This window comes from Ruegeria conchae (assembly GCF_000192475.1).
GTDB classification, from domain to species: domain Bacteria; phylum Pseudomonadota; class Alphaproteobacteria; order Rhodobacterales; family Rhodobacteraceae; genus Ruegeria; species Ruegeria conchae.
On the sequence record NZ_AEYW01000022.1, the window covers coordinates 1 to 14,198 of the forward strand.

Annotated in this window: 13 protein-coding genes; 8 read left to right on the forward strand and 5 right to left on the reverse strand. The window is 56.4% G+C overall.

Annotated elements, in window-relative coordinates:
- Positions 1-266: 266 nt before the first annotated feature.
- The 3 genes from katG to G7G_RS0118240 all read right to left on the reverse strand — a co-directional run bounded on the left by katG (position 267) and on the right by G7G_RS0118240 (position 4,765).
- Complete coding sequence (gene katG / locus G7G_RS0118230; RefSeq protein ID WP_010442892.1) at positions 267-2,468, reverse strand: catalase/peroxidase HPI; 2,202 nt, start codon at positions 2,466-2,468, stop codon at positions 267-269.
- Between the two features lie 421 nt (positions 2,469-2,889).
- Positions 2,890-3,873, reverse strand: a complete 984-nt coding sequence (locus tag G7G_RS0118235; RefSeq protein ID WP_010442893.1) for a glycosyltransferase — start codon at positions 3,871-3,873, stop codon at positions 2,890-2,892.
- 46 nt (positions 3,874-3,919) lie between these two features.
- Entirely contained in the window at positions 3,920-4,765 is an 846-nt protein-coding gene (locus tag G7G_RS0118240) for an SDR family oxidoreductase (protein ID WP_010442894.1), read from the reverse strand.
- Positions 4,766-4,853: 88 nt separating this feature from the next.
- Here G7G_RS0118240 and G7G_RS0118245 point away from each other — a divergent pair, with 88 nt between their 5' ends.
- On the forward strand, positions 4,854-5,486 hold the full coding sequence (locus tag G7G_RS0118245; protein ID WP_010442895.1) for a class I SAM-dependent DNA methyltransferase: 633 nt from the start codon (positions 4,854-4,856) through the stop codon (positions 5,484-5,486).
- 56 nt (positions 5,487-5,542) lie between these two features.
- Here the strand turns inward: G7G_RS0118245 and G7G_RS0118250 are convergent, their stop codons facing one another.
- Positions 5,543-6,529 carry a sterol desaturase family protein gene (locus G7G_RS0118250; protein ID WP_010442896.1) on the reverse strand — a complete coding sequence of 329 codons (987 nt, stop codon included), beginning with the start codon at positions 6,527-6,529 and terminating at the stop codon, positions 5,543-5,545.
- Between the two features lie 25 nt (positions 6,530-6,554).
- Positions 6,555-7,310, reverse strand: coding sequence for a class II aldolase and adducin N-terminal domain-containing protein (locus G7G_RS0118255; RefSeq protein WP_010442897.1), 756 nt, complete (start codon positions 7,308-7,310; stop codon positions 6,555-6,557).
- Between the two features lie 119 nt (positions 7,311-7,429).
- On the opposite strand from G7G_RS0118255, the gene G7G_RS0118260 reads away from it, so the two are divergent.
- From G7G_RS0118260 to msrA, 7 genes are all read left to right on the forward strand, one after another.
- A complete protein-coding gene (locus G7G_RS0118260) occupies positions 7,430-8,305 on the forward strand; it encodes a LysR family transcriptional regulator (RefSeq protein ID WP_010442898.1) in 876 nt (291 codons plus the stop codon).
- Positions 8,306-8,461: 156 nt separating this feature from the next.
- The gene (ade, locus tag G7G_RS0118265) at positions 8,462-10,264 is read left to right on the forward strand and encodes an adenine deaminase (protein ID WP_010442899.1); all 1,803 of its coding nucleotides are present in this window, start codon (positions 8,462-8,464) and stop codon (positions 10,262-10,264) included.
- Positions 10,261-11,724: an AMP nucleosidase gene (locus tag G7G_RS0118270; protein WP_010442900.1), complete on the forward strand. Its 1,464-nt coding sequence runs from the start codon at positions 10,261-10,263 to the stop codon at positions 11,722-11,724. Before ade ends, G7G_RS0118270 begins: the two co-directional genes overlap by 4 nt.
- Before the next feature lie 130 nt (positions 11,725-11,854).
- Positions 11,855-12,142, forward strand: coding sequence for an HU family DNA-binding protein (locus G7G_RS0118275; RefSeq protein WP_010442901.1), 288 nt, complete (start codon positions 11,855-11,857; stop codon positions 12,140-12,142).
- A 111-nt stretch (positions 12,143-12,253) separates the two neighbouring features.
- Positions 12,254-13,132, forward strand: a complete 879-nt coding sequence (locus G7G_RS0118280; RefSeq protein ID WP_010442902.1) for a DMT family transporter — start codon at positions 12,254-12,256, stop codon at positions 13,130-13,132.
- Positions 13,133-13,226: 94 nt separating this feature from the next.
- Entirely contained in the window at positions 13,227-13,676 is a 450-nt protein-coding gene (gene msrB, locus G7G_RS0118285) for a peptide-methionine (R)-S-oxide reductase MsrB (protein WP_010442903.1), read from the forward strand.
- A complete protein-coding gene (gene msrA, locus G7G_RS0118290) occupies positions 13,673-14,185 on the forward strand; it encodes a peptide-methionine (S)-S-oxide reductase MsrA (RefSeq protein WP_010442904.1) in 513 nt (170 codons plus the stop codon). The genes msrB and msrA overlap by 4 nt, the downstream gene beginning before the upstream one ends.
- Positions 14,186-14,198 lie beyond the last annotated feature (13 nt).

A 14,198-nucleotide genomic window follows, 5' to 3' on the forward strand; every position in this document is an offset into this window, starting at 1 on the left:
GTATTTACGGATTAGGCCTGAGACCTGCAACCCCCATTTTGAAAAAACTTCACATTTCTGCTCGGTTTCTTCTCCATCTTAATGAAAACAATATGTTAGCTTCATAATTTGCCCCACAAACCTGCTAAAAAGAAACTCACAGCAACGAAGTGGACGACCTTTCAGCGGAATCATACCCAATGCTCGGTAGGCAACCTAAACTCGGGCGAATGAAAATGCCGCCCGAGTCTCCTCGGGCGGCGCAATTCACTGCGATGATCACAGGGTTAGTTCAAATCATATCGATCCGCGTTCATCACCTTGTTCCAGGCCGAAACGAAGTCACAGACAAATTTACCACCCGCATCGTCCTGACCATAGACCTCGGCCAGCGCCCGCAACTGCGAGTTCGAACCAAAGACCAGATCCGCGCGGGTACCTGTCCACTTCACTTCGCCGCTCGCCCGATCACGACCCTCGTAGACGCCATCACCTGACGGCTTCCACTCGGTGCCCATATCCAAAAGATTCACAAAGAAGTCAGTGCTGAGCGTACCAACCCGGTCTGTGAGCACTCCATGAGAGGTGCCACCGAAGTTTGCACCCAGCACCCGCATCCCACCGACAAGAGCCGTCATCTCAGGCGCAGACAGTGTCAGCAATTGCGCCTTGTCCACCAGCAGAGCCTCGGCCGGAACCGAGTACTCCTTGTGCAGGTAGTTGCGGAAACCGTCGGCGATGGGTTCCATCACTGCAAAGCTGTCCACATCCGTCTGCTCTTGCGCGGCATCGGTGCGGCCCGGGGTAAAGGGCACGTCAACGTCATGGTCTGCGGCTTTGGCTGCCTGTTCGATGGCTGCAGCGCCACCCAAGACGATAACGTCGGCCATCGAGACCTTCTTGCCCTCCGATTGCGCGTCATTGAACGATTTCTGAACCTCCTCCAGCGCATCCAGCGCTTTGGACAGTTTCAGCGGCTCGTTGACCTCCCAATCCTTCTGCGGAGCCAGGCGAATACGCGCACCGTTGGCACCGCCACGCATGTCCGATCCGCGGAAGGTTGAAGCCGAAGCCCATGCGGTCGACACCAGATCCGAAACCGACAGCCCTGTTGCAAGGATCTTGGCTTTCAGATCGCCCACATCGGCGTCGTCAATAAGCGCGTGATCGACAGCTGGGACATTGTCTTGCCATATGAGCTCTTCGCTCGGAGCTTCAGCTCCCAGATAACGCGCACGTGGACCCATGTCGCGGTGGGTCAGTTTGAACCAAGCGCGAGCGAAGGCATCAGCGAACTCTTCCGGGTTTTCGTGAAAGCGTTTCGAGATCGGGCCGTAGATCGGATCCATGCGCATCGCCATGTCGGCGGTGGTCATCATGGTCTTGACCTTCTTGGACGGATCATGCGCCGCCGGGGCCATGTCTTCATCTTTCACGCCGACCGGTTCCCAGATCCAAGCGCCCGAGGGACTTTTGGTCAGGTTCCAATCATAGCCGAACAACAGATCGAAATAGCCGTTGTCCCATTTGATCGGGTTCGCGGTCCATGCACCCTCGATTCCGCTGGTAGTGGTGTCGTCGCCTTTGCCTGAACCGAATTTGTTGATCCAGCCAAAGCCCATGTCCTCGATCGGGGCGGCTTCGGGTTCGGGGCCGACCAGGTTGGGGTCGCCCGCACCATGCGCCTTGCCAAAAGTGTGGCCACCCGCGACCAGAGCGACGGTTTCCTCGTCGTTCATTGCCATCCGACCAAAGGTGTCACGGATGTCTCGGCCCGAGGCCAGAACGTTCGGCTCACCATCGGGCCCTTCGGGATTCACATAGATCAGACCCATCTGAACGGCGGCCAACGGGTTTTCCAGATCACGCTCGCCCGAATAGCGGCTATGCGGGTTCTCGGTTGGGGCCAACCATTCCGTCTCGGCACCCCAATAGATGTCTTCTTCGGGTGCCCAGATGTCTTCGCGGCCACCCGAGAAACCAAAGGTCGTTCCACCCATGGATTCAATCGCGCAGTTGCCCGCCAGAATATAAAGGTCAGCCCAGGAAATCTGGTTGCCGTATTTCTGCTTGATCGGCCACAGCAAACGGCGCGCTTTGTCCAGGTTGCCATTGTCCGGCCAGCTGTTCAGCGGTGCAAAACGCTGATTGCCGGTCGAAGCACCACCGCGACCATCCGCCGTCCGATAAGTGCCCGCTGCGTGCCATGCCATACGGATGAACAAGCCGCCATAGTGACCATAGTCCGCCGGCCACCAGTCCTGCGAATCCGTCATCAGCGCGTAAAGGTCTTCCTTTAGCGCCTTCAGGTCGAGCTTCTTGAACTCTTCGGCATAGTCGAATGTCTCACCCATCGGGTTCGATGCAGGGCTATGCTGATGCAGAATCGACAGGTTCAGCTGGTTCGGCCACCAATCCCGGTTGGACCGGGCCTCGGCGCCATGCATTACCGGGCATTTGCCCATGTTGGGGGTATCACTTCCGTCCATATCGATCTCCAGTCCTGGCTAGATGTGTGCGTCGCGCGGTTAACTTTGAAACGAGAAACAGGGGTCTTGAGTGTTTTTGCGCTCGTCCTTGGCTGGGGCATTGCGCGAGTTCGCACAAATTGGCCCTGCCTTCATTGTAGGAAATAGCATTAACGACTCGTTCTTTCTGTTTGGATGTAGATTTAACAAATCCAAGCCATTCACATAAGTTTTGTTTTTCGATGATATCGATAACTCAAAACTATCACTTGAGCGTCTACGCGCAGCTGAACGCTGAAGCACGTGATTGCATTTTCACCGCTGGGCTTCACCGTGACCGGCAAGTCGGGCACGTGGGGGTGGCGACGCAAATGGATCTACGATACTGACCGCTGTGAACTGTCTGACAGGAGCCAGCGTCAAGCTGTCTGTCGAAACAGGTTCAGTGGCCACTGACTTTCTTATAAAGGGCTGATTTGTAGCCAAAGGGAATTCCCAATACGCCAACCAGCCACCCGGCTGTACGGGCGATCTGGATCAACCGCCGATCCGGTTGGAACGGAAACAACAGGATTGCCCCCAGCAGCGCCACCAAACGCAAAGGTGCACTCAGGAAACCCAAGATCGCCTTTGTCGGCTTCTGATCAAGCTTGCGCCGCATATGCGTGTTGGACTGGTCCCGCCCTCGGGCAGCCTGATACAAGAACGAGAGGCGTTCGGGCGGAATGGTTTCATACACGAACGCATCAGGCACCCAGCCCACAGGCAATCCAGCGGCAACGGTCTCGGCGTAAAACTTTGCGTCCGTTCCGCCCGTCATCCGCATGGTTTCATCGAACCAAAGCCCGGTTTCACTGAACAACCGCGTCTCGCAAAGCCAGTTGTTGGTCACGATGGTAACACCGCCGGTATCGTTCAATGTCGCCTTCCTGGCGGCGGTGTTTTCCTTGTCGAGATATCGATTGCTGATGTTGCGCAGCATCAGCCGCTGCATTGCGGTTTCTTGTCCGGTCGGCCCCGCAGCGCGGAGTGGCGCACCCAACAACACAGAAGAACTCTTGCGATACCCGGCAACCAAACTCTCAAGCCAATCGGATGCCACCACTTCGTCATCATCGACAAAACAGAGCAGATCCGAACCCTGATCAAGCGCCTCGCGTGCTGCACGGTTGCGCCCGAAAGGAATGCCAGGCTCGGTCTCAAGGACATAATCCAGACCCGCCCCGTTGGGCAGAACAGCCCCCGCTGCCCGCACGGTATCCTCGCTAAGCGGTGAACTGTCGTTTTCGACCACAAGGCATCGCACTGAGCAATCAGGCGGCAGCTTCATCTCGCCCCAGCTCTCGATCAATGCAGCCAGCATTTCGGGGCGCTGCCGGGTGAGAGTAGAAACCGTAATCTTCAGAGTGGCAGAGCGATCCTTCATCGCATCCCCATACTACCTGCATCTGTTTCTTGACAAGGCGCAGTGATCACGAGGGTTCCATCAACGCTTCTAACCCAACCCGGTAATTTGGGTAGAGCAGTGAGATACCCAACTCTTCTTTAATCCGATCATTCCGAACGCGTTTGTTTTCATTGTAAAAACTACGGGCCATCGGAGTCAGATCAGCCTCATCAAACGGCACAGCAGGCGGTAACGGCAGTCCCTGCAGCTCGGCCGCATAGCCGATCACATCCTGCGGTGGCACCGGTTCCTCATCGCAGACATTGTAGATCGCGCCCGGATTGGGTTTGGCCATCGATGCGATCAACACCTGCGCGACATCATCAACGTGAATACGCGAGAATACCTGTCCCGGCTTAATGATCCGTCTCAGGCCACCTCTCTTGAGCTTGGAAAACGGTCCACGCCCCGGCCCATAAATCCCCGCCAATCTGAATGTATGTAACGGGAGGTCCGGGATATCTGCCCACTGCGTTTCGGCACGCACGCGCCACCGACCTCGTTCGGCGGTAGGTTCGGGCGCGGTGGTCTCATCCACCCAACCCCCATCGTGATCACCATAAACCGCAGTGGTCGACAGATACCCAACCCATTTGAATTGCCCGGCGCGGGCGGCAATCTCATCGCGCAACTCTGCCAATACAGGGTCACCATCTGCTGTAGGCGCGGTTGAGATCAATACATGTGTGACACCTTCCAGGTCAGGCCGTTCCCCCGGCCAGACAATCGGCTCGGCGCCCGACGCGCGAATGGTGTCAATTTGCTTTGGATCGCGCGAGGTTCCGATGATCCGCCAGGATGCTGGATCAAGTTGCTTCGATGTCGCTCGGGCAGAATAGCCGTGGCCGAAGGAAAAAAGTGTCTGAGTCATAGCTCCTTTGATGATCCGCCCGGCCCGGGGATGCAAGCGCCGGATGGACGCACTTGATTCGAATCCTCTGATGCGCCTTCATTGATGTATGAGCAACAAAACACCCGATCTACGCGCCGCCTATTCCTTGAAGTCGCCTGAAGAGAACAAGCGTCTCTACGCTGAATGGGCCGGAGACTACGACGACAATTTTGCCGCACTGGAAGACTATCAACTCCACATCCACACAGCGCGCGCTTTCGTTGCTGCCGGTGGTCAGGGTCCGGTATTGGATGTTGGAGCGGGAACGGGGTTATGTGGTGCGGTTTTGGCGGGGCTGGGCGTTGGCCCGATTGACGCCACTGATATCAGTGCTGAAATGCTGGATCAGGCGATGCGCAAGGATATCTACCGAGACGCGATCGAGGCCGATCTGAATCAGGGCCTGCCCGTCCCGCGTGACAGCTATGCAGGCGTGGTCTCCTCCGGAACGTTCACTCATGGCCATCTGGGGCCCGAGGCCTTGCCCGCGCTCTTGCGGGTCGCGCGTCCCGGCGCACAATTCGCTCTGTCAATCAACGCAAAGCACTTTGAGGCGCTGGGGTTTTCCGATGCATTCGGCGCTCTCGAGGCTGAACAAATCAGCAATCTGTCATTTACCGAAGTGCGTATATATGGTGAGCTAGCCGCTGGCCCCAACAAGGATGACATTGCTTTAATCGCACTGTTCGAAAAGGGCTGATCAGACACTAATCAGGGCGAATCTGACAATATCTGGACCTTCGCAGCATTAGACATCTAGGTATACATCTGCTTCTTATACGCCCGAGTCCGTGTTGTCGCCTCAGCTGAGCCGTCGTGATAGGTCCCGAACCACTTGTCGAACGGAATCTCAGAAGTGCCATAGTTGCACTCGAAATACCGATGATGAAGCTGATGGAAGAAATCTCCTGCCCTCGCTGCGTCCGTCTCGCCAACCTTTAGCTTTTCAAAGCCCGAATGGGACAGAACCGGGCTGATCTGCTGAAAGTAAACATGAAACAACAGATGCAGCGGGTGCGAGGGTACGATCAGATGGATGAAGTAGGTCGAAAAATAAAGCAGGTTTTCATACCAGTGGTTCGATATCCCTGACCACGGCCCGATATTGACGTTGCGGTGATGCACGGCATGAACGTGTTTATAGAGTTTCGGGTGATGCTCCAACCGATGGACCCAGTAGAAATGCAACCCGGACCACATTGGGATCAGTAGCATCCAGATCACGAACCAGATCGGCGCTGTGGTCCATGTTATGACTGGCACGTAGCCGTTCGCCATCGCCCAATAGATTATCCATTGATAAACCGTGGCCACAGTCATCGCGCTGCCCAAGGTCCACCAGATGTTATCCAAAACCTGGTTTCGAAAAGTGAATGAACCGTTGTTCCGAGTCTGGTCCCGACGGTCAAACTTTTTATACATGCCCTGCCCTTTGCGCATGTAAAGCCACCAATGCAGGCCCCCAGCAACCAGGATCTGAGGGAGCGTATTCAATAGCCAAACGCGGAACATCCAACCAGGCGCGAAGGATTTCATAGTCTCTAATGCAGGCAAAAACGCAATATATGCAACGATTGCCAGAGCCATGCACAGAGTCAGCGACGTAAGCGGAAGCCAAGCCCCTCTGTACCAACGCAGGATCGCGGCGGGGCGCGGCGGCCAGTTGAACAAAGGATTCAGACCGACCGGACCGTCGGGGCGGTAATTCCAGCGGGCGGCTTCTGCATCATGAACGTCAGTCATGGCTGAAACTCCTTAGAGGGGGTATTTAGGTTGCGTAGTCCGAGTCTTCGGCGTCCAAGACTGCTTTAATTTCGCGCAGATGCGCCTCGGCCTGACCGGGATAGTCATCCAATTCCTCTGCGGTCTTTTCCGCAATTTCGTCGGACAGAACGCGCAAGGGCTGCCCAGTTTGAAGCGCACGGATGTAAGTTTCAGCGGCGCGTTCAAAATAGTAGAGTCTATTAAAGGCATCTGCAGGGCTGTCACCGATCACCAGAACCCCATGATTGCCCATGACCATGACCTTTTTCATCGGGTCTGACAGCATCGAAGCGCATCGTTCGCCCTCGCTTTCGAACGCCAGACCACCGAATTCCTCATCGATCACATAGCGATTGAAGAAGGTTGCGGTGTTTTGATCAATCGGCGGCAGGGTGCTGTCCGCCAGTGAGGCCAGAACCGTCGCAAAAATCGAATGCACGTGCATCACACAACGCGCATGGGGGCAATGGCGGTGGATTGATCCGTGCAACCCCCATGCCGTCGGGTCCGGCGCTCCGGGCTGATCCATGACATTATTGTCGTTGGCATCCAGTAGCAGCAGATTTGACGCTTTGATCCGCGAGAAATGCATCTGGTTGGCATTCATCAGAAACCGCGTGCCGTCTGCATTGACCGCCAGGCTAAAATGGTTCGCCACCCCTTCATGCATGTTGAGACGCTCGGTCCAGCGGAAGGCTGCGGCCATATCAACACGTTCGGACCAATGATCAATGTTGGGGCGCAGGTTGGTGACGCTCATACCGGACTCCTTCGTGGGGCGATTGGGGCATTGGGTAAATCGTGCCTGCACTGCAAAAGTTTGACCAACGAAAAAAACACACCTACTTCATAAGTAAAACTACTGGCGGAGTTATGCATATGCGGAAACCACTTCCTCCTCTGGGTTGGCTGCGCACATTTGAAGCAGCAGCCCGTCACCTGTCGTTTACAGGTGCGGCACGGGATCTGAATATGACGCAAAGTGCGGTTAGTCAGCAGGTCAAATCGCTGGAGGGGTATCTGGGCCAGCCGTTGTTCCTGCGTCGCCCGCGCGCATTGGAACTGACCGAAGCAGGCATCACCTATTTGCCGGTTGTGCGCGAGGCGTTTCGGACGCTTGTAAGGGGCACCCAGGCCGTCACGGGGGCGCAACAAAACGCGGTTCAGGTGCAGAGCAACATAACATTTGCCGTCAACTGGCTGGCGCCGCGTCTTCCCCGGTTTCGGAAACTGCACCCGGATGTGCATTTGAACATCTTCACCGAGCTGTGGGAGCCACGCGAAATGGCTGAGGGTGCGGCGGTCGAAATTCGATATTCGCTGCGTCCTGCCGACACGGTGCGCACAGAACTATTGCAGACCGATCACTATTATCCCGTCTGTGCTCCGGGCTTCCGGGTAACGCTTGAGACCTTGCAAGAACAGCCTCTTTTTGATTGCTCGAACTTGCTGTCGAATTGGGAGAGCTGGATCACGGAACAGGGTCTAACTTGGGAGAAACCGCAGGTCACCTATTCGACGACCTATCTGGTAAGCCTGTCAGTCGCGATGGCTGGAGGTGGGTTGTGCCTGGCCCATGACATGATCGCCAAACGCCTACTTGACGAAGGTCGCCTAATTGCGCCGTTCTCTCACCGTGCCGCCATGCCCGAGGCATATTATTTGCTGCTGTCACCTCAAGCTGAGGAAACGCCGGGCGCATTGGTTTTTGTTGACTGGCTGCGCTCCGAAATCGCAGCCGACACTCAAAACTAGACCGAGGCGCTCCCGCCCATCCTCAATGCCCTTTGGGCATTTCCTCTGGTTGGGCGTAGCAGCGCTGGCGCGCTGCGGTTGGCATGAATTGTGATGATTGGATGATACCTTACCGGTGGGGGTTGCACCTTTTGCTTCATTCGTGAAAGTTGGGCCATGGAATACACTCCCTTCCCAAGTTGGCCCGATACCACCCCACGTCTTATCGCTGTTGCTGCAGGCCGCGAAGCTGCCGATATGGTGATCCGCGGCGGTATCTGGGTGAATGTTCACAGCCGAGAAGCCCTGCCGGATCATGATGTCGCCATCGCTGCGGGACGCGTGGCCTTTGTAGGTCCGGATGCCTCCTATTGCATCGGTCCTGAAACTCAGGTCATCGAGGCAGACGGCCGGTATATGATTCCCGGACTTTGCGACGCGCATATGCATATCGAATCGGGCATGCTGACGCCTGCAGAGTTTGCCCGCGCAGTCATTCCACATGGCACCACCTCGATGTTCACCGACCCGCATGAGATCGCCAATGTGCTTGGCCTTGAAGGCGTGCGCCTGATGCATGACGAAGCGCTTATGCAGCCCGTGAATATCTTTACTCAGATGCCGTCCTGCGCACCTTCGGCACCGGGCCTGGAGACCACAGGATATGAGATTACAGCCGAGGATGTGGCTGAAGCGATGTCGTGGCCCGGCATTATTGGGTTGGGAGAGATGATGAACTTCCCCGGGGTCATACATAGCGACCCGAAGATGCTTGCGGAAATTGCTGCCACGCAGCGAGCGGGAAAAACAGTGGGCGGGCACTATGCATCGCCTGATTTAGGGTCTGATTTTGCAGCATACGTCGCTGGTGGCCCCGCTGATGACCATGAAGGCACCTGCGAGGACGATGCCATTGCTCGGGTCCGTCAGGGGATGCGGTCGATGATGCGGCTGGGGTCTGCCTGGTATGATGTAGAAAGCCAGATCACTGCGGTGACCGAAAAGGGGCTGGATCCGCGCAACTTCATTTTGTGTACCGACGACTGCCATTCGGGTACTCTGATCAATGATGGTCATATGAACCGTGTGGTGCGCCATGCAATCTCTTGCGGATGTGATCCTCTGGTCGCGCTTCAAATGGCTACCATTAACACCGCGACTCATTTTGGGTTGGAACGTGAGATCGGCTCGATCACGCCGGGTCGGCGAGCCGACATTATTCTGAGTTCTGACCTGACCAGCCTGCCAATCGAAACAGTTATTGCGCGGGGCCAGGTCGTGGCTGAAAACGGAACGGTGACGGTCGACTGTCCGCATCTGGATTGGCCTGCCAAGGCACGGAACACTGTCCATCTGGGACATGAGCTGTCTTCGACCGATTTTGAGATTACAGCCCCCGCTGGCGCCAACCGCGTCATGGCTAATGTGATCGGCGTCGTTGAGAATCAAGCCCCGACGCGGGCGCTGAAGTCAGAATTGCCCATTATCGAAGGGCTTGTTGAGGGCGAAGGCGAGGTTTGCCAGATCGCGTTGGTTGAACGCCACCGCGCCACGGGCGGGGTGACCAACGCCTTTGTGTCAGGTTTTGGGTATCAGGGCAAAATGGCCATGGCCTCGACCGTGGCGCATGACAGCCACCATATGATCGTTGTCGGCACTGACCGCGAGCAGATGGCTCTGGCTGCAAACCGACTGGCGGAAGTGGGCGGCGGCATCACAATCTTTCGGGACGGTGAAGAACTGGCGCTGGTTGAATTGCCCATAGCGGGCCTGATGTCCGACAACCCAGCCGCAGAAGTTGCAGCCAAAGCCGAAAAGATGGTCGAGGCGATGAAAGCCTGTGGCTGTGAACTCAACAACGCATATATGCAGCATTCTTTGTTAGCCCTAGTCGTGATCCCTGAACTGCGGATCTCAGACCTTGGGCTGGTAGACGTACGCACATTTGAAAAGATCGACCTTCTGGAACCCCTTGCATGACAACTATCCAAACCCCTGACGTTCCCAACCCCGAGAAATTTACAGACCCGCTGGCCGCTGTCGCGCGCTTGGAAGAGCTTTATGAACAAGCGACAAAGTTCCTGTGCGACAAGTTTGCTGACGCGCTCAAAAATGGCGCTCCTACCGAAAGATTCCGGGCGTTCTACCCTGAAATCCGGATCAGGACCTCTTCCTACGCACAAGTCGACAGCCGACTAAGCTTCGGTCATGTATCCGAACCGGGCACGCATGCGACAACGGTCACCCGGCCCGATCTGTTCCGGTCATATCTGGCCCAGCAAATCGCACTATTGATCAAGAATCACGATCAGCCGGTAACAATTGGAGCCTCTGAGACCCCGATCCCGGTGCATTTCGCCGTGGCAAACAACCCGGATCTGGTGGTTCCGCACCAAGGCGCAGCCGGTTTCACGTTGCGTGATGCGTTTGATGTGCCCGATCTGAACACAACCAATGACGACATTGTAAATGGCATCAACGAGCCCGAGAACGATGCCGAGCCTCTGGCGCTGTTCACCGCCCAGCGCGTAGATTATTCTCTAGCGCGGCTGTCGCATTACACCGCAACGGACCCGAGCCATTTCCAGAACCACGTTCTGTTCACAAACTATCAGTTCTACGTCTCTGAATTCGAAAACTATGCGCGCGCGCAGTTGTCCGATCCCGACAGCGGCTATACCAGCTTTGTCTCGACTGGAAATGTCGAGATCGCTGATCCAGAAGCGGCGATCGAACAGCCGCTGAAACTGCCGCAGATGCCGACCTATCACCTGAAGCGCGCGGATGGATCAGGAATCACGTTGGTCAATATCGGCGTCGGACCATCGAATGCCAAAACGGCCACCGACCACATTGCGGTTCTGCGCCCGCATGCCTGGTTGATGGTTGGTCACTGCGCCGGTCTGCGCAACACGCAGGCGCTGGGAGATTTCGTTCTAGCCCATGCCTACCTACGCGAAGACAAAGTTCTGGACGACGACTTGCCGGTCTGGGTGCCGATCCCCCCACTGGCCGAGGTTCAGGTCGCGCTGGAACAGGCTGTTGCCGAGGTAACTGAGCTGGAAGGCTACGAGCTGAAACGCATCATGCGGACAGGCACCGTCGCATCGGTCGACAACCGAAACTGGGAACTTCGCGATCAGTCCGGGCCGGTGCAACGGCTCAGCCAGTCCCGCGCGATTGCACTGGACATGGAAAGCGCAACGATTGCTGCAAATGGCTACCGGTTCCGGGTTCCATACGGCACCTTGCTGTGCGTCTCGGACAAACCTTTGCACGGTGAATTAAAGCTTCCCGGCATGGCTTCTGCGTTCTATACCACTCAGGTCAGTCGTCATCTGGCAATCGGAATCCGGGCGATGGAGCACTTGCGCGGCATGCCACTGGAACGGTTACACAGCCGGAAATTGCGTTCGTTCGACGAAACGGCCTTTCTCTGAAGCAAAAAAGCAACGAATTTCCCCTATTTTTGGGGTTTTTAGTGCTACTATTCGTTGTGTTCAGCCACAATATCCCGTTACAGTTACGCGGTGAGGCCCTATAGATCGGGCACGTTAAGGAGACCAAGAAATGGCAAAGCCTATGACAAAGACTCAGCTGGTGGCTGCTCTCGCTGAGGAAATGGGAACTGACAAGAAATCCGCAAACGCTGCGCTGGAGGCCATGACCGGCCTGATCACCCGCGAAGTATCCGCCGGTGGTGCTGTCACCCTGCCCGGCGTTGGCAAAATCTACTGCCGCGAGCGCCCCGAGCGCATGGTGCGCAACCCTGCGACCGGTGAGCAGTTCAAGAAAGAGGCCGACAAAGTGGTCAAGATGACCATCGCGAAAGCCCTGAAGGACAGCGTCAACGGCTAAATCACCGTAGACAGATCACAAGATCGAAGGGGTCGCCACCGGGCGGCCCCTTTTCCTTGCGGTTGTCACGAAAACCGGTGACAGTCGCCCCAAATTCCCAAGGAGGCCGAAATGGATCTGCGCGCCATCGCTATCGGGCTTGTGTTTGCCCTGATCTGGTCGTCGGCCTTTACCTCGGCGCGGATCATTGTTGCCGATGCCTCACCCCTATTCTCGCTTGCGCTGCGGTTTCTCATTTCCGGAATGCTCGGCGTGGCGATCGCGCGCGCTATGGGACAGAGCTGGAATCTGACGCCTGCCCAATGGCGCGCCACAATCCTATTCGGAATCTGTCAAAATACCCTTTATTTGGGTCTGAATTTCTTCGCCATGCAGACCGTCGAAGCATCGATGGCCGCGATCATAGCATCAACCATGCCGTTGCTTGTCGCTTTGGCTGGATGGCTACTGCTAGGCGAAAAACTGCGTCCGGTGGGTGTCATCGGTTTGTTTGCAGGCTTTGCCGGTGTCGCCTTGATCATGGGCAGCCGGATCGGGGCTGGCATCGACCTGTTTGGGGTCATGCTCTGCGGGTTCGGGGCACTTGCACTCACTTTTGCTACGCTGGCGGTGCGCGGAGCTACCTCTGGCGGCAATTTCATGATGGTGGTGGGGCTGCAAATGCTTGTGGGTGCAGCGGCACTGTTCGCCGCCGCCCCGATCTTTGAAACCATCTACATCCACCCAACCGTTCCGTTTATACTGGCTTTTACTTACACCACGCTGTTCCCCGGCCTTTTGGCCACGCTGATCTGGTTCCTGCTGCTGGACCGGATCGGCCCGATCCGTGCGGCAACCTTCCATTTTCTCAACCCGGTCTTCGGTGTTGCCATAGCGGCCCTCCTGCTGGGTGAAAAAGTGGGGCCACTTGATGCGATCGGTGTACTGATCACCACATTGGGTATTTTGGCCGTGCAATTGTCACGCCAACCCGTCGCCAAGCTGGCCTAAGATCGCGCACGACTGCGCGAGCCGATGTAACAAGCCTTTGCTTTCCCCCTTAGAACCCCATTTATTGGTCGAAACTAATAGAATTGGAGGAGCCATGTCTCGTTTCACCAAGGACCCCGAGGCCATCGCCGCCCTTTCGCCGGAGGAGTTCCACGTCACTCAACGCAGCGGGACCGAACGCCCGGGCACAGGCAAACTGTTGAATAACAAGGAACCCGGTATCTATGTGGATATCGTCTCGGGCGAGCCATTGTTCGCATCGACTCATAAGTACGAATCCGGCTGTGGCTGGCCCAGCTTTACCAAACCCATCGTGCATGAACATGTCGAAGAGTTTCGCGACACCACCCATGGCATGATCCGGACCGAGGTCCGCTCGAAACACGGCGACAGCCACCTGGGCCATGTCTTCCCCGATGGCCCGCGCGAACATGGTGGGCTACGCTATTGCATCAATTCCGCCTCGCTGCGGTTCATCCATCGCGACGATATGGAGGACGAGGGCTATGGCGAATTCCTGATCCATGTGGAGGATATCAGATGACCGATGAACGCGCCGTTCTGGCCGGAGGCTGCTTTTGGGGCATGCAGGACCTGATCCGCAAATTGCCGGGCGTGTCCCGCACCCGCGTCGGATACACCGGCGGTGATGTGCCCAATGCGACCTATCGCAACCACGGCACCCATGCAGAGGGGATCGAGATTTGGTTCGACCCGGCACAGATCACCTATCGTGAAATATTAGAGTTCTTCTTCCAGATTCACGACCCCACCACCTTGAACCGTCAGGGCAATGATCGCGGGATGAGCTATCGCTCAGCGATCTATTATGTTGACGAGGTCCAGAAACAGGTAGCCGAAGACACGATTGCCGATGTGAATGCCAGCGGCATCTGGCCCGGCAAAGTCGTGACCGAGGTCGAGCCTGTCGGAGATTTCTGGGAAGCCGAGCCAGAACACCAGGATTATCTGGAACGTATCCCGAACGGTTACACTTGCCACTTCCCGCGCCCGGATTGGGTGCTGCCAAAACGCTCCAGCGCAGCAGAATAAGGATACCGGTAGC